17 protein-coding genes are annotated in these 19,384 nt (G+C 53.3%); 12 read left to right on the top strand and 5 right to left on the bottom strand.

Going from position 1 to position 19,384, the window contains the following annotated elements:
• Positions 1-35: 35 nt before the first annotated feature.
• The 3 genes from P3X23_RS10405 to P3X23_RS10395 are packed head-to-tail and all read left to right on the top strand — an operon-like array spanning position 36 to position 3,225.
• Positions 36-1,379 carry an adenylosuccinate synthase gene (locus P3X23_RS10405; RefSeq protein WP_300876371.1) on the top strand — a complete coding sequence of 448 codons (1,344 nt, stop codon included), beginning with the start codon at positions 36-38 and terminating at the stop codon, positions 1,377-1,379.
• A gap of 23 nt (positions 1,380-1,402) precedes the next feature.
• Positions 1,403-1,708: a 50S ribosomal protein L25 gene (rplY, locus tag P3X23_RS10400; protein ID WP_300876369.1), complete on the top strand. Its 306-nt coding sequence runs from the start codon at positions 1,403-1,405 to the stop codon at positions 1,706-1,708.
• Between the two features lie 50 nt (positions 1,709-1,758).
• The gene (locus P3X23_RS10395) at positions 1,759-3,225 is read left to right on the top strand and encodes a TldD/PmbA family protein (RefSeq protein ID WP_300876366.1); all 1,467 of its coding nucleotides are present in this window, start codon (positions 1,759-1,761) and stop codon (positions 3,223-3,225) included.
• Between the two features lie 231 nt (positions 3,226-3,456).
• Here P3X23_RS10395 and ftsH4 read toward each other — a convergent pair whose 3' ends face one another.
• Positions 3,457-5,313, bottom strand: coding sequence for an ATP-dependent zinc metalloprotease FtsH4 (gene ftsH4 / locus P3X23_RS10390; protein WP_300876364.1), 1,857 nt, complete (start codon positions 5,311-5,313; stop codon positions 3,457-3,459).
• 200 nt (positions 5,314-5,513) lie between these two features.
• Here ftsH4 and prfB point away from each other — a divergent pair.
• Positions 5,514-6,627 (top strand): peptide chain release factor 2 gene (prfB, locus tag P3X23_RS10385; RefSeq protein WP_300876362.1). Its coding sequence is split into 2 segments (ribosomal slippage): positions 5,514-5,588 and positions 5,590-6,627, totalling 1,113 coding nucleotides; the frame shifts between segments, so codons are not numbered across the junction.
• 119 nt (positions 6,628-6,746) lie between these two features.
• Here the strand turns inward: prfB and atpC are convergent.
• From atpC to P3X23_RS10370, 3 genes are all read right to left on the bottom strand, one after another.
• Positions 6,747-7,163, bottom strand: a complete 417-nt coding sequence (atpC, locus tag P3X23_RS10380) for an ATP synthase F1 subunit epsilon (RefSeq protein WP_300876360.1) — start codon at positions 7,161-7,163, stop codon at positions 6,747-6,749.
• A 69-nt stretch (positions 7,164-7,232) separates the two neighbouring features.
• On the bottom strand, positions 7,233-8,681 hold the full coding sequence (gene atpD, locus P3X23_RS10375) for a F0F1 ATP synthase subunit beta (RefSeq protein ID WP_300876359.1): 1,449 nt from the start codon (positions 8,679-8,681) through the stop codon (positions 7,233-7,235).
• Positions 8,682-8,908: 227 nt separating this feature from the next.
• Positions 8,909-9,103: a DUF2862 domain-containing protein gene (locus P3X23_RS10370; RefSeq protein ID WP_300876356.1), complete on the bottom strand. Its 195-nt coding sequence runs from the start codon at positions 9,101-9,103 to the stop codon at positions 8,909-8,911.
• Between the two features lie 72 nt (positions 9,104-9,175).
• On the opposite strand from P3X23_RS10370, the gene P3X23_RS10365 reads away from it, so the two are divergent.
• From P3X23_RS10365 to P3X23_RS10340, 6 genes are all read left to right on the top strand, one after another.
• Positions 9,176-10,207 carry a D-alanine--D-alanine ligase family protein gene (locus P3X23_RS10365; RefSeq protein ID WP_300876353.1) on the top strand — a complete coding sequence of 344 codons (1,032 nt, stop codon included), beginning with the start codon at positions 9,176-9,178 and terminating at the stop codon, positions 10,205-10,207.
• 104 nt (positions 10,208-10,311) lie between these two features.
• Positions 10,312-10,854 (top strand): 4Fe-4S binding protein, encoded by a 543-nt coding sequence (locus P3X23_RS10360; RefSeq protein ID WP_300876350.1) that lies wholly within the window; start codon positions 10,312-10,314, stop codon positions 10,852-10,854.
• 56 nt (positions 10,855-10,910) lie between these two features.
• Positions 10,911-11,405 carry an isoprenylcysteine carboxylmethyltransferase family protein gene (locus P3X23_RS10355; RefSeq protein ID WP_300876347.1) on the top strand — a complete coding sequence of 165 codons (495 nt, stop codon included), beginning with the start codon at positions 10,911-10,913 and terminating at the stop codon, positions 11,403-11,405.
• 88 nt (positions 11,406-11,493) lie between these two features.
• A complete protein-coding gene (locus tag P3X23_RS10350; protein WP_300876344.1) occupies positions 11,494-14,247 on the top strand; it encodes a CBS domain-containing protein in 2,754 nt (917 codons plus the stop codon).
• A complete protein-coding gene (locus P3X23_RS10345) occupies positions 14,244-15,179 on the top strand; it encodes a DNA polymerase III subunit delta' (protein WP_300876341.1) in 936 nt (311 codons plus the stop codon). Before P3X23_RS10350 ends, P3X23_RS10345 begins: the two co-directional genes overlap by 4 nt.
• Positions 15,180-15,204: 25 nt before the next feature.
• Positions 15,205-16,458 (top strand): efflux RND transporter periplasmic adaptor subunit, encoded by a 1,254-nt coding sequence (locus tag P3X23_RS10340; protein WP_300876338.1) that lies wholly within the window; start codon positions 15,205-15,207, stop codon positions 16,456-16,458.
• Positions 16,459-16,466: 8 nt separating this feature from the next.
• Here the strand turns inward: P3X23_RS10340 and P3X23_RS10335 are convergent, their stop codons facing one another.
• Positions 16,467-17,981, bottom strand: coding sequence for a pyruvate kinase (locus P3X23_RS10335; RefSeq protein ID WP_300876336.1), 1,515 nt, complete (start codon positions 17,979-17,981; stop codon positions 16,467-16,469).
• A 378-nt stretch (positions 17,982-18,359) separates the two neighbouring features.
• On the opposite strand from P3X23_RS10335, the gene P3X23_RS10330 reads away from it, so the two are divergent.
• Together P3X23_RS10330 and P3X23_RS10325 are read left to right on the top strand one after the other, a co-directional pair.
• A complete protein-coding gene (locus tag P3X23_RS10330) occupies positions 18,360-18,692 on the top strand; it encodes a hypothetical protein (protein WP_300876333.1) in 333 nt (110 codons plus the stop codon).
• A gap of 49 nt (positions 18,693-18,741) precedes the next feature.
• On the top strand, positions 18,742-18,921 hold the full coding sequence (locus P3X23_RS10325) for a hypothetical protein (protein ID WP_300876330.1): 180 nt from the start codon (positions 18,742-18,744) through the stop codon (positions 18,919-18,921).
• Positions 18,922-19,384: the final 463 nt, after the last annotated feature.

Here is a 19,384-nt window from a genome sequence, read left to right as displayed (position 1 = left end):
GACGATTGTGTTAATTAACGAGTTAAGAAAATCACTTGGCAAACGTCGTCGTTGTTGGTGCCCAGTGGGGCGATGAAGGTAAAGGCAAAATCACCGATCTCCTGAGCAAGTCTGCCGATGTGGTAGTCCGCTATCAGGGCGGTGTCAACGCAGGTCACACGATTGTCGTTAAAGACCAAACCCTGAAATTGCACCTGATTCCTTCAGGGATTCTCTACCCCGATACCCAGTGCATTATCGGGGCGGGAACGGTGGTGGATCCCAAGGTACTCCTTGAGGAACTAGAGCAACTGGAACAGTTGGGGGTAAGCACGGAGAATCTGCTGATTGCAGAAACGGCGCATGTTACGATGCCCTACCATCGTCAGTTGGATATTGCCGCTGAGGAGCGGCGGGGGGCACACCGCATTGGTACAACGGGACGCGGAATTGGCCCTACCTATGCCGATAAATCGGAGCGCGTAGGCATCCGTATGCTGGATTTGCTGGATGCGGAGCAGTTGGCTGCCAAGCTGGAGTGGGCGATCGCCCAAAAGAATTTGATCCTCGAAAAACTTTATGGGCTCGCTCCCCTCGAACCCCAGCCGATCATTGAAGAATACTGTGCCTACGGTGAGCGCCTGCGATCGCACATTGTCGATGGTTCCCTAGTGCTCGATGATGCCATCCGTCGGCGGCGCAATATTCTCTTTGAAGGTGCCCAAGGTACCCTCTTAGACCTCGATCACGGTACATATCCTTATGTCACCTCCTCCAATCCTGTGGCCGGGGGCGCCTGTGTTGGGGCTGGCATTGGTCCAACAATGATTGACCGTGTCATTGGTGTTGCCAAAGCCTATACCACTCGGGTTGGCGAAGGACCTTTTCCAACGGAACTCCTGGATGAGGTGGGAGAACTCTTGGGCACTCGCGGTGCTGAATTTGGCACCACAACTGGACGGCGCCGCCGCTGTGGCTGGTTTGATGCGGTGATTGGCCGCTACGCTGTGCGCATCAATGGTCTAGATTGCTTGGCAATTACGAAGCTCGATGTTTTGGATGAATTGCCAGAAATCAAAGTCTGTGTCGCCTACGATATTGACGGTGAGCGGTGTGAACACTTTCCCAGCAATGCCTTCAAATTTGCCCGCTGTCGTCCCATCTATGAAACCCTGCCGGGATGGCAGCAATCCACTAGTCATTGTCGCTCCCTTGACGATCTGCCCAAGGCGGCCTTGAACTATCTGAAGTTTTTGGCTGAAATTATGTCTGTTCCTATTGCAATTGTCTCCTTGGGAGCAGAGCGCAGCCAAACCATCATTGTTGAGGATCCTATTCACGGCCCGAAACGGGCACTCCTCAAAGATGATGGCACCCAAGTCCATCCCGTTTTATCTTAGTGATCTCAATTGGAGTTGCAGCAATGTCTCGTTCCTTAACCATCGAGGGGCAACTACGCCCTGCCAATGCTAAGCCCAATGCCCTGCGGCGTGAGGGCAAAACCCCCGCCGTCCTCTATGGCCCTACCATTGAATCCTCCATTGCCTTGGTGGTGGATAGCCATGCCGCTGAATTTCTGGTGCGGGATGCTCGTCCCCAGAAAACCCCAATTCAGCTTTCGATCCCCGATCTACCGTGGCAGGGAACAGTGGTACTCCAAGAGGTGCAAACCCACCCCGCCAAGGATACCCTCTATCACCTTTCCTTTTTAGCCAAGGCTGAAAACTAGCCTCTAGGGGGAATTTGCTATAGTGGGGATATGTTAAGTGATTGTTAACAATGCCAGCCACACTACTTCGTTCTGCAGATCTTGCCCATCTTAGCTATTCCCCCCAAGGCGATCGCTTTGATGACTCTTGGGAATCTCCCCTAGCCACTCTCTTGGGATTGGGGCGGGCGGCTGGCGCTGATTTTGTCGAGATTTTCTTAGAGCGCAACCACTACCTCAGTACCCTGGTCGAGGACGATCGCCTCACGAGTGTCTCTCCTCGCTTGAGCCTAGGAGCAGGTATTCGCGTTTTTCGCGGTATCAGCGATTGCTACGTGAGTACCAATGACCTTAGCTTCAAGGGGCTGCGGGCGGCTCTTGAAAAAGCCCTTGGCTTAATGGGCTTGCTCTTACCTAGTCCTCAAGCCTATGTGCCTGAAATTCACCTTGAACCACTGCGGGACTACGCTCAAGATCGCAAGGAAGGCTGGCTGGCCACCTGTAGTTCAATTGCTGAAGTGGCAGATATTCTGCTAGCGGGGAGCAATCTCCTGCGCCAAAAAACTCAGCATCTGCAATCCCGTCGCCTCAGTTATTTTCGCGATTGGCAAGAGGTGATGGTGGCCGCCAGTGATGGCACGTTTGGGCGCGATATTCGCCTCACCCAGTCGGCAGTGGCTTCTGTTCTTTGCGCTGACGGGGAACACCGCGCCTCCATTGGTGAGCGCCATGGCGATACCAGTAACCCTGACTTTTTGCGCCAGTGGGACTACACTGCCTTGACTGACACCGTTGCTGAAGCGGCCGGCAAAATGCTCTATGCCGACTATGTGGAATCGGGCACCTATCCCGTGATTATGGCCAACCAGTTTGGTGGTGTGATCTTCCATGAAGCCTGCGGTCACCTCTTGGAAACAACCCAAATTGAGCGAGGGACAACTCCCTTTGCCGATAAAAAAGGAGAAAAAATTGCCCACGAAAACTTAACTGCTTGGGATGAAGGAATCACTAGCGGTGCCTTTGGCAGTATTGACATGGACGATGAGGGGATGCCGGCACAGCGCACATTGCTGATTGAAAATGGCGTTCTCAAGAATTTCCTCAGCGATCGCGCTGGTTCGATGCGCACAGGGCACCCTCGCACGGGTAGTGGCCGCCGCCAAAGTTATACCTATGCCGCCGCTTCACGGATGCGCAATACCTATATCGCTCCCGGCGAGTACACAGTTGAGGACTTAATTGCGTCTGTCGATCGCGGCATTTACTGCAAACGCATGGGAGGTGGCAGCGTCGGTGCCACAGGTCAATTTAACTTCGCGGTTGAAGAAGCCTACTGGATTGAAAATGGCCAAATCAAATACCCCCTCAAGGGAGCGACACTGATTGGTGAAGCCAAGGAAATCATGCAGCGAATTTCTATGTCTGCTAACGATCTCGCCCTTGCCCCCGGCTTCTGTGGCTCGATTAGTGGTAGCATCTACGTCACCGTCGGTCAGCCCCATATCAAAGTGGACGCTATTACCGTGGGTGGCCGCTAAACTGATTACCTGCGGTTATGGTTTTGAGTAGAAATACCTAAAGATTTTATATGTGAATTTTTGTGACTCTGGCTACATTATCATAGAAAAAGAAGAGAAGCAAAGGCAGTGCAGCTTTTTCATCGCCCTCACCGCTTTCTGTGTGCCTTAACTTCTCTTCTGAGACAACAACATTGGACTGAATGACCAGTACTTACTGGTCTTTTTTTTGCTTTTTTAAGATGCCCTTGCCTAGGCAGCGGCTGGAGTTTTCACTTGGGCAAGAAGTTCGTGGAGTTCTTCACCCTCAATTACTTCTTTTTCCAAGAGTTTTTGGGCGATCGCTTCGAGAAGGTCACGGTTTTCCTTAAGAATGCTGAGCGCCTGTTGGTGGGCTGACTCGACAATTTCCTTGACCTCGCGATCAATGGCTTGAGCGGTTTCTTCACTCACTGCCCGCAACATCATGCCATTGTTCGTCAAAAAGCTCGACTGTTGTTGCTCAAAGGCGAGGGGGCCAAGGATTTTGCTCATGCCGTAGCTGCGCACCATCCGCTCCGCCAAATCCGTTGCCCGTTGCAGATCATTGGCTGCCCCAGTGGTGATTGTGCCAAAGACAATCTCCTCTGCCGATCGCCCCCCCAGCAATGTGGCAATTTGAGCACGCAATTCTTGCTCATCAAGAAGGAAGCGATCCTCTGTTGGCAACTGCAGCGTATAACCAAGAGCGGCCATACCACGGGGCACAATTGAGATTTTCTCCACGCGACCGCTCCCCGGCAGGACACAGCCAACAAGGGCATGCCCCACTTCGTGGTAAGCGACAATTTTCTTCTCCTTCTCGTTGAGGACACGGCTTTTCTTCTCAAGACCGGCCACAATGCGTTCAATTGCCTCGGCAAAGTCCTGTGGTGTCACCACTTCCCGTTGATTGCGAGCCGCGAGTAGGGCAGCTTCATTGACCAAGTTGGCCAAATCTGCGCCGGCAAACCCCGGTGTACGGGCGGCGATCGCGTGCAGATCCACTTCAGGGGCTAGTTTTACCTTTTTGGCATGGATTTTCAAAATTGCCTCCCGCCCACTCAAATCGGGGCGATCCACCAACACTTGGCGGTCAAACCGTCCAGGTCGCAGTAGGGCTGGATCAAGGGTTTCCGGTCGGTTCGTTGCCGCTAAAACAATGACCGTTGCCCCTGTGGCATCAAAGCCATCCATTTCCGTCAGCAGTTGGTTCAGGGTTTGCTCCCGCTCATCATTTCCGCCATAGAAGCCTGCACTGGAGCGCGATTTACCAATGGCATCCAATTCATCAATAAAGACAATACAGGGAGCCTGCTTTTTGGCCTGCTCAAAGAGATCTCGTACGCGGGCAGACCCTACGCCTACAAATAGCTCTACAAACTCCGATCCCGAAATTGAGAAAAAGGGTACATTGGCTTCGCCAGCAACTGCTTTGGCTAGTAAGGTTTTCCCTGTTCCCGGTGGCCCGACGAGCAGCACGCCTTTGGGAATGCGGGCACCAATTTGAATATAACGCTGGGGATTTTTTAGGAAATCAACAATTTCGACGAGTTCAGCCTTGGCTTCCTCAACCCCGGCAACATCGTCGAAGCGAATTCCTGTGTTTGCACCCTCAACATAGACCTTGGCACGGCTTTTACTGATGGAGAGAACGCCCTGCGGCCCGCCCCCCTGGCGACTGGCGAAGAATTGAAAAATTAGTACAAATATAATCGGCGGAATTACCCAGCCAAGGACATTCCACAGCCAACTGTTGCGGGGCGGGGGTGCCGCTGCAAATTCCACTCCCTGAGCTTCCAGTCGTTTGGGCAGCTCTAAGTCAAAGATGGGGGTGGTGGCCAAAACTTGGGCAGGGCGATCGCCTTTGGGTTTGAGTTGGTAAAGAATCTCGTTTTGACTGATATAGACGCGGTTCACCTCCCCTTCTTCCACTTGGTGGATAAACACACTATAGGGAACTTGAGGTGGGCGCGGTGAGAACAACTGGGGGAAGAACAGATTCAGTAGAAGAAAGCCTACCCCCAGCAATAGCAAAAAATTACCAATTTGACGGCTCCGCGGTGCTTGCGGCGAGTCTTTAATGGCCATAACGAAGGCTCCCCAGCGGTTACTTACTGTCCATAGTGACACTTGGAAGGAATGGAGGGCAAGGGTCAGAACTTTAAGATTGGTTCACTCCCGCTGTTGGCGAGTTGAGACATTGCCGGCAACATCGCAAAGATGGTTAGCCTTCTGCTACGATAGAAATAGTATTGTTCTTTAATAATCTAATCTTTTTTGCATCGTGCATGGTTGACCTAAGTAGTCTCAGACGCGATTTTTCCCTGTTGCGCGATCGCCTGGGTCATGCCCAGGACTATCTTTGACCCGGCCGCATTGAGGGCAAAAATTCACGACCTTGAACACACTGCGGCTCAACCTGATTTCTGGAGTGACCCGGCAACCGCCCAAGTCACACTACAACAGCTCACCGAAACTAAAGACACCCTCAGCCAGTTGCAGAATTGGCAAAAGCAACTTGAGCACGTAGAAACTGCCCTAGAGCTTCTTGAACTAGAAACAGATGAAAGTTTGGTAACAGAAGCAACAGCCCTGCTGAAAGACCTAGGAACCCAGTTGAGTCGCTGGGAACTGGAGCAGCTCCTAAAGGGAGTCTACGACAAAAATAACGCTATTCTAACAATCAATGCCGGCGCCGGCGGCACTGACGCTCAGGACTGGGCAGCAATGCTACTGCGCATGTACACCCGCTGGGCAGAGCGTCACGGTTACCAAACCCATCTGGCGGAACTGTCAGAAGGAGAGGAAGCGGGCATTAAGTCAGCCACCCTAGAGATTCGCGGCCGCTATGCCTACGGCTATCTGCGCTCGGAAAAGGGCACCCACCGTCTGGTGCGCATTTCTCCCTTTAATGCCAATGGTAAGCGGCAGACGAGTTTTGCCGGCGTCGATGTGATGCCAGAGTTAGATCAATCCGTTACAGTGGAAATTCCCGAGAGCGATTTGGAGATTACCACCTCCCGCAGTGGCGGCAAGGGCGGCCAAAACGTCAATAAGGTGGAAACGGCAGTGCGCATTGTCCACAAGCCAACAGGCTTAGCCGTCCGCTGCACCCAAGAGCGATCGCAACTGCAAAACAAGGAGAAAGCGCTCGCTATTCTCAAAGCAAAGCTATTGGTCATTGCCCAAGAGCAAAAAGCAAAGGAAATTGCCGATATTCGTGGCGATGCCGTTGAGGCTGCTTGGGGGAACCAAATTCGCAACTATGTCTTCCATCCCTACCAACTGGTTAAAGACCTGCGCACCGACGTGGAAACTACGGCTATTCAAGACGTGATGGACGGTGACCTCGATCCTTTTATCCAAGCCTACCTCCGTCAACAAACAGAGGAGTCCCACTAAGTCAGCGACCGCGCCACAAGGGGAGGGGGCTTTTCCGGTAATCTTTATAAAAACCTCCCCCTCAAGGGTTGGGGAGGTCTTGACTACAACTTGATCAAATGAAAGAGAACGTCAACAATCTAAATCTCCACCACACCCCCTGCAGCCTGTAGGCGAGCACGGGCACGGCGAAAGGCCTGGGTGGCTTGAATTTTTGCCTGCTTGGATTCGCCCTGTTCAGCCTTGGCAAGAGCCGCCTGCGCCTCAGCAAATTCGGCTTTGGCTTTTTCAAGGTCAATCATGTCGCCGCGCTCAGCCCCGTTGACAAGGATCGTCACTTCGTTGTTTTCAACTTCGGCAAAACCTCCCATAAGGGCGATCGCCACCCATTCGCGGTTCTGGCGCACCCGCATAACGCCTATTTCTAAGGCAGTTAAGAGGGGGGCATGATTTGAAAGAATGCCCAATTGCCCCGTCGTGCTGGGCAAAATGACTTCTTCGGCAGGGGCATCCCAAACGGTTTTATCGGGCGCAATTACCCGAACAGTCATCACCATAACGCTTCCTTTGCCACTCAATCGGAATCTAAGGGTGGGGCAAGCCACCCTCTATTACTGCTGCAGAACCTAGGCTTTCAGTTTTTCAGCTTTGGCTTTTGCTTCTTCGATATTGCCCACCATGTAGAAGGCTTGCTCTGGCAGATCATCCAGCTCACCGCTGAGGATCATCTGGAAGCCTTTGATGGTTTCTGCAAGGGGGACGTACTTCCCAGGGGCACCGGTAAAGACCTCCGCCACAAAGAAGGGCTGGGACAGGAAACGCTCAATTTTCCGTGCCCGTGCCACCGTGAGGCGGTCTTCTTCAGAGAGTTCATCGAGACCCAAAATGGCAATAATGTCTTGAAGCTCTTTGTAGCGCTGCAGTGTCGCTTGGACGGCTCGTGCTGTTTGATAGTGTTCTTGACCGACAATGTCTGGCTGCAGCATATTGGAGGTGGAGGCAAGGGGATCCACCGCAGGGTAAATCCCTTTAGCGGCCAGACTGCGGGAGAGCACGGTGGTACCATCCAAGTGAGCGAAGGTCGTTGCCGGCGCAGGGTCAGTTAAATCGTCCGCAGGCACATAAACCGCTTGAATCGAGGTAATCGAACCTTCGGTGGTGGAGGTAATTCGCTCCTGCAGCGCCCCCACATCTGTACCAAGGGTAGGCTGGTAACCTACGGCAGAGGGCATCCGACCCAAGAGTGCCGATACCTCTGAGCCTGCTTGTACAAAACGGAAGATGTTATCAATAAACAGCAGGACATCTTGTTTATTGACATCGCGGAAGTATTCGGCCATCGTTAACCCCGATAGACCCACACGCATCCGTGCACCGGGGGGTTCGTTCATTTGACCGTACACAAGGGCAATTTTTGATTTGCTGGGATCATCTTTATTGATGACACCCGATTCAATCATCTCGTTATAGAGGTCATTGCCTTCGCGGGTACGCTCGCCCACCCCAGCAAACACTGAGACACCGCCGTGTTGGGTGGCAATATTGTTGATAAGCTCCATCATGATCACGGTTTTGCCAACCCCAGCACCACCAAAGAGGCCGATTTTACCGCCACGGCGATAGGGGGTGAGTAGGTCAATCACCTTGATGCCCGTTTCAAACACTGAGGGCTTGGTTTCCAGTTGCGTAAAGCTGGGGGCAGGACGGTGAATGGGCAGGGTTTCAGTGGCATTGACAGCACCTTTTTCGTCCACGGGTTCACCCAGCACATTGAAGATGCGGCCAAGGGTGGCTGTCCCTACGGGCACGCTGATAGGGGCACCGGTGTCAACAACTTCCATCCCCCGCACTAAGCCATCGGTGCTGCTCATGGCAACGGCACGGACGCGGTTATCGCCTAGCAGTTGTTGCACTTCACAGGTAACCGCCACGTCTAGGCCGGCCTCGTTTTTGCCTTGAATCCGCAGGGCGTTGTAAATGGCGGGCATTTTGCCGCTGGGAAATTCAATGTCAACGACAGGGCCAATGACCTGAGTAATAAAGCCTACATTGGTTCGTTCTGCTGATATGACCATGGACGTTTGCCTACTGTCTAGGTAAATTCATTTGTGTTTTCTAGAGGGCGATCGCTCCCCAAGGGGCACAACGATCGAGACTGAAAGTGGAATACAGCGTTTGGTGCAAGCGCACCACAATACAACGTACCACTAATGCAGCCTTTTTCTATCGGATTCAGTCGGATCCAAGTTTGGGGTCCTATTGACCCAGCGCAGTTGCTGCGAAAAAGGCGGCAGGGCGGAAATTAACCAACGACTTCAATTTCGTCCTCAAAAAACCAAGTGCTGGAGCGGTCGTCAAAGGTGACAACGACGCCAACCCCACTGCCATCGGTCATCTTAAAACCGGTAATTTGACCCACTTGGCCGAGTTTTTGAATGATGTCTTGGGCGACGCGATCGCGAATTCGACAGACGCGCACTTTTTGCCCCACGTCCATAGCAACTCCCAAACTTTGTATAATCCTTGAAAATCGTACCAAGAAAGCGTCACATTCACACGGGTTTGCACTATGGGTCGGCTGCGGATTGGGCTACTGTTTGGGGGACGCTCACGGGAGCATGACGTTTCAGTGGTCTCGGCGGCAGCGATCGCCCAAGCCTTTGCCGAAGGCGACAATCGCGATCGCTATGAAGTAATGCCCATCTATATTCAAAAAGATGGCCGTTGGCGCCCCACAGACCATGTTGGCATTCCCGACGGTTCCGCAGTTGAAAACTCCCTGTGGCACTTTCCTGCGGTTGCGGAAAGCATTGATGTTTGGTTCCCAATCCTCCACGGCCCCAATGGTGAGGATGGCACAATTCAAGGCCTGCTGCAATTGATGCAACGCCCCTATGTGGGTTCAGGGGTGGCCGCCTCGGCCATTGGTATGGACAAAATTCTGATGAAAACAGTCTTTGGCGCGGTGGGCTTACCCCAAGTGCGCTATGTAGCCCTTCAGCGCAGTGACCTCTGGTCGGATCCCTGTCGTTACAACCATTTGTGCGATCGCATCGAAACCGAACTGGGCTATCCCTGCTTTGTGAAGCCCGCCAACCTTGGTTCCTCGGTGGGCATTGCCAAGGCAAAAAATCGCCAACAACTCACAACTGCCCTCGAAGCCGCCGCAGAACTAGATCGTCGCATTATTGTTGAAGCGGGTGTAGTGGCCCGTGAGCTAGAGTGTGCCGTTCTTGGCAATGACAAGCCTCAAGTCTCGGTGGTGGGAGAAATTACTTACAACAGTGAGTTTTACGACTACGAAACGAAGTACACCGACGGCCGCGCCCAACTCCATATCCCTGCGGAGATTCCCCCGGCAGTGAGTGAGCAGATCCGCACCATGTCCTTGCAGGCTTTTCAAGCCCTTGATGCCGCTGGTCTTGCCCGCTTTGATTTTTTCTACATCCCCAGCACAGGGGAAGTGTTGATGAACGAAGTGAATACGCTGCCGGGGTTTACCGCACTGAGTATGTATCCGCAACTGTGGGCCGCCAGTGGCGTGCCTTTTCCAGAGCTAGTCCATCGTTTGGTACAGTTGGCGCTAGAACGGCACGGCTAGGGAGTTCCCCTCATGTAAAGAACAATAAAGGCAGCGCATCAAGGTCTTGACTTATCTTACTAAATAACTCTATAGTTATATAAGACCATAGAGCTAGGCATCCTATGAAACAATCCTTGAGGGGCAAGCCCAGTCAATGGGCAACAATTTGGCTATTCTTTGCCATTGCAATTGGTGGTCTTTGGTATCCGTGGCTCGGTTACCTCATGCTAGCCATGATGCTGGGTATTCCAGTGTTGGCCTATTTTCGTAGCCGCTACTGGTGTGGTAACCTCTGCCCTCGTGGTGCCTTCCTTGACATTGTGCTTTATCACTTTAGCCCCCACCGTGCCTATCCGAAGCTGTTCAAAAAACAGAGTTTCCGCTGGGCTGTCTTTAGCTTCATCATGACTGTTTTTGCCATACGCATGGCGCTGACTTGGGGCAATTGGATGGCGGTGGGCGGCCTTTTTGTCAATATGTGTGTGGTTACCTCCATTGTGGCAATTCTCTTGGGGGTGATCTTTAACCAGCGGGCTTGGTGTGCAATTTGTCCTATGGGGACACTCCAGGAATCTCTGGGCAAGCTTGGCAGCGGTCGAACAAAAACCAAAAAAGCCAGTGCTAAAACAACAAAAGCCCTGCCCCCTGTAGAGCAGTTAGAATAGACGCGCGATCGCTAGAATCGCTAAAATGAAAATATCCGCTGAGCACGGCAACCAACGTGAATAAGCTACAACAGTGGGGCTTTGACAAAGACTGGTGGCGCAACCAACGGGGAGAATTTTGGGTCATTGGCCAAACGGTACTCAGTATTGGCTTTGTTCTCCTGCCAGTTGTACGCGTGGCTACGCTACCGTTTGCCGTGCGCTTAGGGTTAACCCTTGGTCTAGGTTTTATTGGTTTGAGCTTGGGCATCGCTGGTCTGTTTAGCCTAGGGAACAATTTGACGCCTCTTCCCCATCCCAAGGAGGACAGCCAATTAGTGACCACGGGGGTTTATGGTTGGGTGCGCCATCCCATCTATAGCAGTGTAATCTTTTTTGCATTGGCCTATGGGGTATGGCAAATGAGCCTCTCCCACGGATTGGGGGCGATCGCCCTTTTCATTTTCTTTGACCGCAAGGCGGCTCAAGAGGAGCAGTGGCTATCAGCTAAGTTTGAGGACTACGCCAACTATCGGCAGGCGGTGAAAAAACTAATTCCCTTCCTTTACTAATTCATTTTTGTCCTTTTGCTGGTTTTGCTGGAACACAACTTGCCGCAGACTGGATACAGGGTAGCCACCGTCCCCTTGTCAAACTCTCATGGATGTTGTCCTTTGTCATCAAGTTGCTGATTTTGATACCCTAGGGGCAGCCGTAGGTCTGACGCGCCTGTATCCGGGTACTAAAATTGTCCTGACGGGGGGAACTCACCCCAAGGTAAGGGAGTTTTTGGCCTATCACCGCGATGAGTATCCCCTTATTGAAGCAAGGGCAGTTAACCCTAGCCAATTGCGGCAAATTTGGGTAGTAGATACGCAGTGGCGCCGTCAGTTAGGGCAAGCCGCAGGATGGCTGGATCAGCCCCATGTCCAGATTGGTCTATACGATCATCATTTGGAGACAGCAGGGGATATTGTGCCGCAGCAGCAATGGTTAGAACCTGTTGGCGCCACCAGCACGATTCTCTGTGAACAGTTGCAGGCAAAAAAAATTACCCTTTCCCCCACAGAAGCAACGGTTTTGGCGTTGGGCATTCACGCCGATACTGGTTCTTTGACCTTTGAGCAAACCACGGTGCGGGATGTGCAGGCTCTGGCTTGGCTTTTGCAGGAAGGGGCAAATCAGCGGGCGATCGCTACCTATTCCGAGGCCGGCTTGAGTGCAGACCTGCAACCCTATCTGCGGCAGGCGTGGGCGAAGCTTCAGCAAGTGGTTCATCAGGGCTACCGGCTAGGCTGGGTACTGCTGCACACAGCGGAGTATCTCCCCGGTCTTTCACGATTAACCACCCAATTGGCAGATCTCAGTGAATGCGATGCCCTCCTCCTTGGGCATCAGTATCGGCAACATCATCTTGCAATTATTGCCCGCAGCCAAATTTCCAATGTCAATGTTGCCCATTTACTGGCTCCCCTTGGTGGGGGTGGTCATGCTCAAGCTGCTGCAGTAACCATTACCACAGACAATCCAGAGGCGCTGCTGCAAGAGCTATTTACAGCTCTCAAAGCACAGATTCCCCATCCACCCACAGCAGCAGAACTCATGTCCGCCCCCGTGCGAACGGTACGTCCAGAGACCTCCGTTGCCGATGCCCACCGCATCTTGCTGCGCTATGGTCATTCTGGTCTGTCGGTGGTGAGTGCAGAAGGGGAACTTCAGGGGATTATTTCACGGCGGGATTTGGATGTGGCGCTGCACCATGGGTTTGCCCATGCTCCGGTGAAAGGCTACATGAAAGCGCCCGTGCATACCATTTCACCCACAACACCCCTGCCCCAGATTCAAGCCCTGATGGTACAGTACGATATTGGGCGGTTGCCCGTGGTCAACGATCAAGGGGAGCTGGTGGGAATTGTGACCCGTACGGATGTATTGCGCCACCTCTATGCCCTGCGGCGGGAAACAGAAACAGCGTGTCCTTTGCCAACCTTAAACCTTTACGAGGCGCTGCAACAACGGCTCCCTGGGCAACTGTGGGTACTTTTGCAACGGGCGGCGGCAATCGCCAAGGAACACGCCTGGCAACTTTATCTTGTCGGCGGTGCCGTACGGGATCTGCTGCTGGCGATCGCCCAGGGGAATTCCTCCTTACCCACACGGGAGTTTGATTTAGTGGTGGATGGGGTGCAACAGGAGGAGGCCGCGGGGGTGCATTTGGCGCAAGCACTCCATGACCTCTACCCAGAGACCGATTTACAGATCTATGGTCAGTTTCAAACCGCTGCACTCCACTGGCCGAAGACGTCACCCTTGACAGGGTTTGCCGTAGATATTGCCACCGCCCGCAGTGAGTTTTATCCCTATCCGGCAGCGCATCCGGAAGTGGCAGCCAGTTCGATTCGCCAAGACCTCTACCGCCGCGACTTTACCATCAATGCCTTGGCCATGCGCCTGACGCCACCGCGCCACGGCGAGATTCTGGATTTTTTCGGTGGGCAGGAGGATTTGCAGCGGCGGTTGATTCGAGTGCTTCACCCCAACAGTTTTATTGAAGACCCGACGCGGATTTTTCGGGCGGTACGTTTTGCCGTGCGCCTTGGCTTTGACCTAGAGCTGCAAACCCGCCAGTACATTGAATATGCCCTGACAAGCGGTGTCTTTGCCACCCGCGATCGCCTTTCAGGCGCGCCCCGAAGGGGCGATCGCTCCACCTCAAAACGGCCTTCCCTCCAGAGTCGGCTGCGCAATGAACTGCGCCACATCCTTGAACTGCCCCTTGCGCCCACAGAACACTTTGGTGGTGAGCGTGCCTTAACAATGCTGGCGGAGTTGGGTGCCCTCGAATGTCTGGATCGCCAAGTCACCTTTGATGAGGCGGCCAAGGAACGCCTAAAATTGGTTTGGGAGTGGTGGCCAGAGGTTCCTGAGCGGCGGCAGTGGCAAACTTTTCCCCTGTGGGAACTAGAACTATTGGCATTGATTGTGACCGTCCCCACCGCTGGGGCGATCGCCCATCAACTGCAACTGGGGGAGCAAATCTGTGGGTGGCTCGACACTTTTCCTAACTTTCAAGAGGAATGGCAGACATTGCGGCAGAGCCAGCAACCACGCAGTTGCTACTGTAACTTTTTAGAACATCAGCCCCTCCCTCTAATTGTGCTGTTGGCAGCGGTGCAGCAGGCAAAGGGGAGTGAAGCAGCATTGTTGGATGTAACCCTTTTGCGGCAGTATCTCTGGCAGTGGCGGTTGCAAAAGCCCCCCTTGAATGGTTACGACCTGCAACAGTTAGGCTATGCCCGTGGACCGCAATTACGGCACATTCTCCTTGCCCTGCGCTCAGCGATGCTCGATGGCCTTGTCAGCGATCGCCCTAGTGCCATTGCCTATGTTGAAGCCCATTTTCCGAGGTCATGAATTGGTTTCAGCCAGTTATTGGTCAGCCAACCGCTGTCCAACTGTTAACCCATGCCCTTGAGCGCCAGCGCCTAGCACCTGCCTACCTTTTTGTTGGGCCTGAAGGCGTCGGCCGTGCCCTCACTGCCCGCTGCTTCCTCCAAGCCATTCTCGAGGAGGACAGTGACCTTAGCAATCACCCCGATGTTCTCTGGCTAGAACCCACCTACAGCGTTCAGGGGACACTCTACACCCGTCGCCAACTACTTGCAGCAAATAGGGAGATTCCCCGCAGCCCGCCTCAACTGCGCTTGGAGCAAATTCGCCAACTCAGCCGTCACCTCAGCCAACCGCCTATACGTGCCCCGCGATCGCTAGTGGTTTTGACCCATGCTGAAACGATGAATGAAGCCGCTGCCAATGCCCTGCTGAAAACCCTTGAGGAACCGGGGCGTGCCACGCTCATTCTCATTGCCTCCAGTTCCTCGGCTTTATTGAATACCATTGTTTCCCGCTGTCAGAAGATTCCCTTCTATCCCCTGAATCGTCAGGATATTGAACAGGTATTGAAACAGGTGGCGCCCCCTGAATTTTGGCATCAAGTCACTCCCGCCCTCCTAGCTTTGGGAGCAGGGTCGCCGGGGGCAATTCTGCAAGCGTGGCAAACATGGCAAGAGATTCCTGAGGCATTTTGCCATCTCGGTGAACGATTGAGTGCCCCCCTACCTCTACAAACGGCGCTGGAATTGGCACGGGACATCACCCAGTCCCTAGATGTGGAACGGCAGCTATGGCTTCTTAGTCTAATGCAGCAGCAGCTGTGGCAAGGGGAACAATTTCCGCAGTGTGTTTCAATGCTCCAGCAATTGGAGCGTGCCCGCCAGTATTTGCAGCAGTACGTTCAGCCTCGCCTTGTTTGGGAGGTATTACTGATGCAGTGGGGGACAGTGTGATAGGCTATCAGCAACAGTTGGGAAAATGACCAGATCAATCATGGCAAAGTACCAATGGCTGGGGGCAATCACGATTGCGGTGCTGTTGGCGGGATGCCACTCGGCAATGAGTCGCTTAGAATCACCGGCAGTCGCTCGTCCAGACCGTAAAGGGGTCACCGCCGATGTGGCTGTGGCACGGTTGGCGCCCTTGGCAGCGGGGGCAACTCTGACGGGTACCACACGCCCCTATCGTGAAGTAATGCTGCGTTCCCAAGTGGAAGGTCAAGTGATTCGCCTTGGGGTCGATGTGGGCGATCGCGTGCAATTGGGGCAATTGCTGGCGGAGGTGGATGCAGTTGTCCTCAAAAACGCGGTTTTTCAGGCAGAGGCTGAACTTGCCGCCCGCCGCAATGAAGTGATTCAAGCCCAAGCCGCTATCAACCGTGCCCGTACAGCTGTTGAAGAAGCCCGTCTTACCCTCCAACAGGCAGAAAGCGATGCCCAACGCCTTGAAACCCTGGTGCGGGACGGTGCCGTCTCAGCGCAAGCAGCGGAACAAGCCCGCACAACGGCGCAAACAGCACGGCAGGTGTTGCGCTCCCGTGAGGCAGAGGTGGTAACTGCTCAACAGGGGGTGGCCGTTGCCCAGGGACGGGTGCAAGCCCAACTAGCCTTTGTGCAACAGGCACGGGCACGTCTAAATCAAGCCCTTCTGCGATCGCCCCTAAATGGGGTGGTGCTAGAGCGACTCACCGAAGTGGGCAACCTGCTGCAGCCGGGGGGAGAGATTCTCCGCCTTGGGGATATTCGTCAACTTAAGGTTGTGGTAGAGGTCTCAGAACGGGAACTGGCCAGATTAGCCCCCGGCCAAGGGGCAACCGTCACCTTTGATGCCGTTCCCAATCGCACCTACCAGGGTCGGATTATCCGCATTTCACCCGCTGCTGCCGCTGCTCGCCTGATTCCTGTGGAAGTGGTGATTGACAATACCGATGAACGCTTAGGCAGTGGTTTGCTGGCGCGGGTAACTTTCCAGAGTGCTAATACGCCGCGCTTGCTGATTCCTCAGTCAGCTCTCAGTGGCTTTGAAGAAGGGCGGCTCTCCTCACGCAAGGGCAGCGTTTTTGTGGTCGTTGGCGATCGCGTGCAAGAACGGCCGGTTACCCTAGGACAACAGCACGGGGACAAGGTGGAGGTTCTCAGGGGATTGAACCCCGGCGAGCGCTATGTCCTCCGCGCTAGTCGCCCCCTGCGGGACGGCGATAGGATTCGCCCTAGCCTTCTCTCTGAAGGCTAACCAGAGGTTTATTGGCGCCCGATCGCCACTGTTTCAGTTTCACAGGGCTGCCACGAGTGCAATGCCCGCAGTTGTGGGGTTTTCTTCTGCTGGTGGGCTTCCATACGGGCAAGGACATCGTCGAGAATATCCACTGCCAATCCCACATAGGGACCTTTGTTGAGCATGACGCATTCCGCTCGCTCAGCCATAGCTGCATCGGTGATTTCCGCACGGGAGGGCACGCCTTTTTTCACCAAGTTTTCAAGGACTTGAGTTGCCCACACCACAGGCACATGCGCTGCTTCACATAGCCAGAGAATTTCCTCCTGCATTTCCGCCAAGCGTTGGTAGCCAATTTCAACAGCGAGATCGCCTCGGGCAATCATGACCCCAAAGGGTTGCCGACCCGCAGCTTGGATGATCATTTCTGGCAGTGCTCGAATTGCTTTTGGAGTCTCAATTTTGGCAATGATGCCCATCGGGCGATCGCCACAGTAATTTTCCAGCTCCCGTTGCAATAGAGCAATATCCTCCGCCGATTGGACAAAGGAGTAGCCAATTATATCGGCATGGCAACTGGCAAAGGCTAAATGCTGGCGATCGCTTTCCGTTAGAGGACACAGACGCAAATCACTGTCGGGGAAGTTCAAGCCCTTGGCCACTTTAAGTCGCTGCCCCTCCTTGCAGTGGGTAACCGTGAACTCAACCCCTTGCTCATCTTTGTGAATGATTTGGCCGCCAATGTGGCCATCATCAATCCAAATCCGCTGTCCCACCTCCAACTGGGGCAAAATTTCTGGCAATGAGCAGGTAAGTTGCGGGATTTCTGAGCCTTCAGGGCAAATTTGCCTTGTCAGCCGCAGGCGATCGCCCCGGTGGAGACGCACCATTGCAGGTGCAATTTCCGCAATACGCGGTTTGGGACCGCCCAGATCCATGAGAATCTTACAGGGTTGACCTGTTAACTGACTGGCCACTCGCAGGTGTCCAATCATTGCCTCCCAAGTGGCGGGGTCATCGTGGGCACAGTTGATGCGGGCGCAGTTCATCCCTTGGCGCAGGAGCGCCACACTCCACTGGGGATCTGTTCCCGCTTCAGTAGGTAATGTCACCATAATGCGGACATGACGTTTGCCGCGAATAGGACCGAAGAGTTCCTCGGTCTGGCGGCGCAGTTGGCAATCGCCCGCAAAAAAGGCATCTAAGGCGGGGCGGGGGGGCAATGCCTCATGGGTATGGCAAAGGGCGCCCAGCGTGTTAATCACCGCATCCAAATTGGGCAACACCCGTGACTCAATTCGTCCTAAGGACGATAACCCCCACGGCATCAAGGCCATTTGAATTGCCCGCAGATCCCGCCAACGCAAGGCCAAATAGTAGGCAAGATTGCGAGCACTAGGTATAAATTCGGGTCGCTTAATTTTTGAGTGCCACTGTTGAAAACGGGCTTCCCCCTCTTTAGTAATTTCCCGCCGCAGTTCTAATAGGCTATGGAGCAAGGCAATAGGTGAAGTTGGTACCGTCGGTGCCTCCAGCAACATGACCGCCTCCTAGATAGTTTTTAAGGGATTTCACGATTGGGGTAGATTCATAACAAAGCAAGATTTGATAAGAGTTTGTAGGAATTTTAATGATTGTTGAAAATCATTGACGAATGGCTTAACAATACCCCTCACCGCAAAACATAAATAAAAAGTTCCTTACATTAATGGGTTGCAACGAACAGTTGTGTAGGAACGACCGTGTTTTCTGACACAACTCTATCTATCTTTCAGTATATCTACCGACTTCTTTAGGGGAATCTTAATTTTCTCTGAAGCCAAAGGATTAAGAGTTACTACAAGCGTTGCAAACAGATTTTCCGGTTCTGTTATGTTCTCAATAGAGAGGTTGATTGTCTTGCCCTTACCAGTGCCCCTATGGATCGTTATCCCTCGTTACAGTTACTCAAATACTCCTATGAGTCCGCAGTGGCCTGGTGCCAAGAGCACGGCTGGACCGATCTTTTTATCGAGCAGTACCAGTATTGGGCATTTCCACCGGGGGGAGTGATGCCCTTGCCCTTGCCTACTGAGGGGCTGCAATTTATTGAACTGCCGGTTGCCCTATCAGCCCAGCAACGTCGCCTGCAGATTTTGGCACTGGCGATTGCCTTGATTACGATGGGCTTAAGTGGCTGGCTTCAGTCTTTGTTTCCGCTTGTTATTGGCTTTAGCTGCTGTGCCCTTTTGATGGCAGCCCAAGAACCCTAGTCTTGATTCTTGATAAACTAGGAGCTTGGCCTGCTCTCCAGCACATTCCTTGACCGGCTCATCTCCAGCAACAGAACAGCTACCGATTTTGCTCAGTGGGACGCAATTCTACAGTCCCGGCTATTCCTGCGGTGATGAGGTCGTAGGTGCCTGTGGTCGCCTTTTTGACCGCGAGCAACTGCCTTGGCTCTGTTGTCGCATTGCTTGGCGCAGCAAAGAACTCAGTTGACGGCGCATTCGCCGGCGGCTGATCCTTGATAGCGCCACAAAACGACATCCCAGCTATTGGGTACGCCACATCGAAACGGGGGCAATGATGGTGATCACCCTCTATTGGGTGGAGTTAAGCACTAGCGATCGCCAGTGGTGGAGCGGTCACCCTATCCGTCTTGAAGCGGTAGATTGAGCAGCAAGATTCCCCTTGGGGAGAGGGCAAGGCTTCCCGCCGATTAGCTCAACTTATTGGGAAAAAATTGCAAAAGCTGACCTATAGTTTTAGAATGTCTGTCAGCTTTAACTTAGGAGAAATTCTCAATTATGGAGAAAGTAAGTCGCCGTATCTTCCTGGGCATGGGGGCTGCAGCAACAGCCTATGTTGCCCACCACCTCTGGAATCAAGACGCTGAATCCAGCTATGCTCAGCAGAGACAAACAGGGGGGGTCATCAATGTCTATTCGGCACGACACTACGA

The sequence above is a fragment of the Thermosynechococcus sp. Uc genome, from assembly GCF_029335995.1.
Classification (GTDB): domain Bacteria; phylum Cyanobacteriota; class Cyanobacteriia; order Thermosynechococcales; family Thermosynechococcaceae; genus Thermosynechococcus.
This window is presented reverse-complemented; position numbering and strand designations above follow the sequence as displayed.

Excerpts from the sequence above, each read along its gene's own strand:
- rplY (WP_300876369.1), top strand. The coding sequence starts at position 1,403 with ATGTCTCGTTCCTTAACCATCGAGGGGCAACTACGCCCTGCCAATGCT.
- P3X23_RS10395 (WP_300876366.1), top strand. The coding sequence starts at position 1,759 with ATGCCAGCCACACTACTTCGTTCTGCAGATCTTGCCCATCTTAGCTAT.
- ftsH4 (WP_300876364.1), bottom strand. The coding sequence starts at position 5,313 with ATGGCCATTAAAGACTCGCCGCAAGCACCGCGGAGCCGTCAAATTGGT.
- atpC (WP_300876360.1), bottom strand. The coding sequence starts at position 7,163 with ATGGTGATGACTGTTCGGGTAATTGCGCCCGATAAAACCGTTTGGGAT.
- atpD (WP_300876359.1), bottom strand. The coding sequence starts at position 8,681 with ATGGTCATATCAGCAGAACGAACCAATGTAGGCTTTATTACTCAGGTC.
- P3X23_RS10370 (WP_300876356.1), bottom strand. The coding sequence starts at position 9,103 with ATGGACGTGGGGCAAAAAGTGCGCGTCTGTCGAATTCGCGATCGCGTC.
- P3X23_RS10365 (WP_300876353.1), top strand. The coding sequence starts at position 9,176 with ATGGGTCGGCTGCGGATTGGGCTACTGTTTGGGGGACGCTCACGGGAG.
- P3X23_RS10360 (WP_300876350.1), top strand. The coding sequence starts at position 10,312 with ATGAAACAATCCTTGAGGGGCAAGCCCAGTCAATGGGCAACAATTTGG.
- P3X23_RS10350 (WP_300876344.1), top strand. The coding sequence starts at position 11,494 with ATGGATGTTGTCCTTTGTCATCAAGTTGCTGATTTTGATACCCTAGGG.
- P3X23_RS10345 (WP_300876341.1), top strand. The coding sequence starts at position 14,244 with ATGAATTGGTTTCAGCCAGTTATTGGTCAGCCAACCGCTGTCCAACTG.
- P3X23_RS10340 (WP_300876338.1), top strand. The coding sequence starts at position 15,205 with ATGACCAGATCAATCATGGCAAAGTACCAATGGCTGGGGGCAATCACG.
- P3X23_RS10335 (WP_300876336.1), bottom strand. The coding sequence starts at position 17,981 with ATGTTGCTGGAGGCACCGACGGTACCAACTTCACCTATTGCCTTGCTC.
- P3X23_RS10330 (WP_300876333.1), top strand. The coding sequence starts at position 18,360 with ATGGATCGTTATCCCTCGTTACAGTTACTCAAATACTCCTATGAGTCC.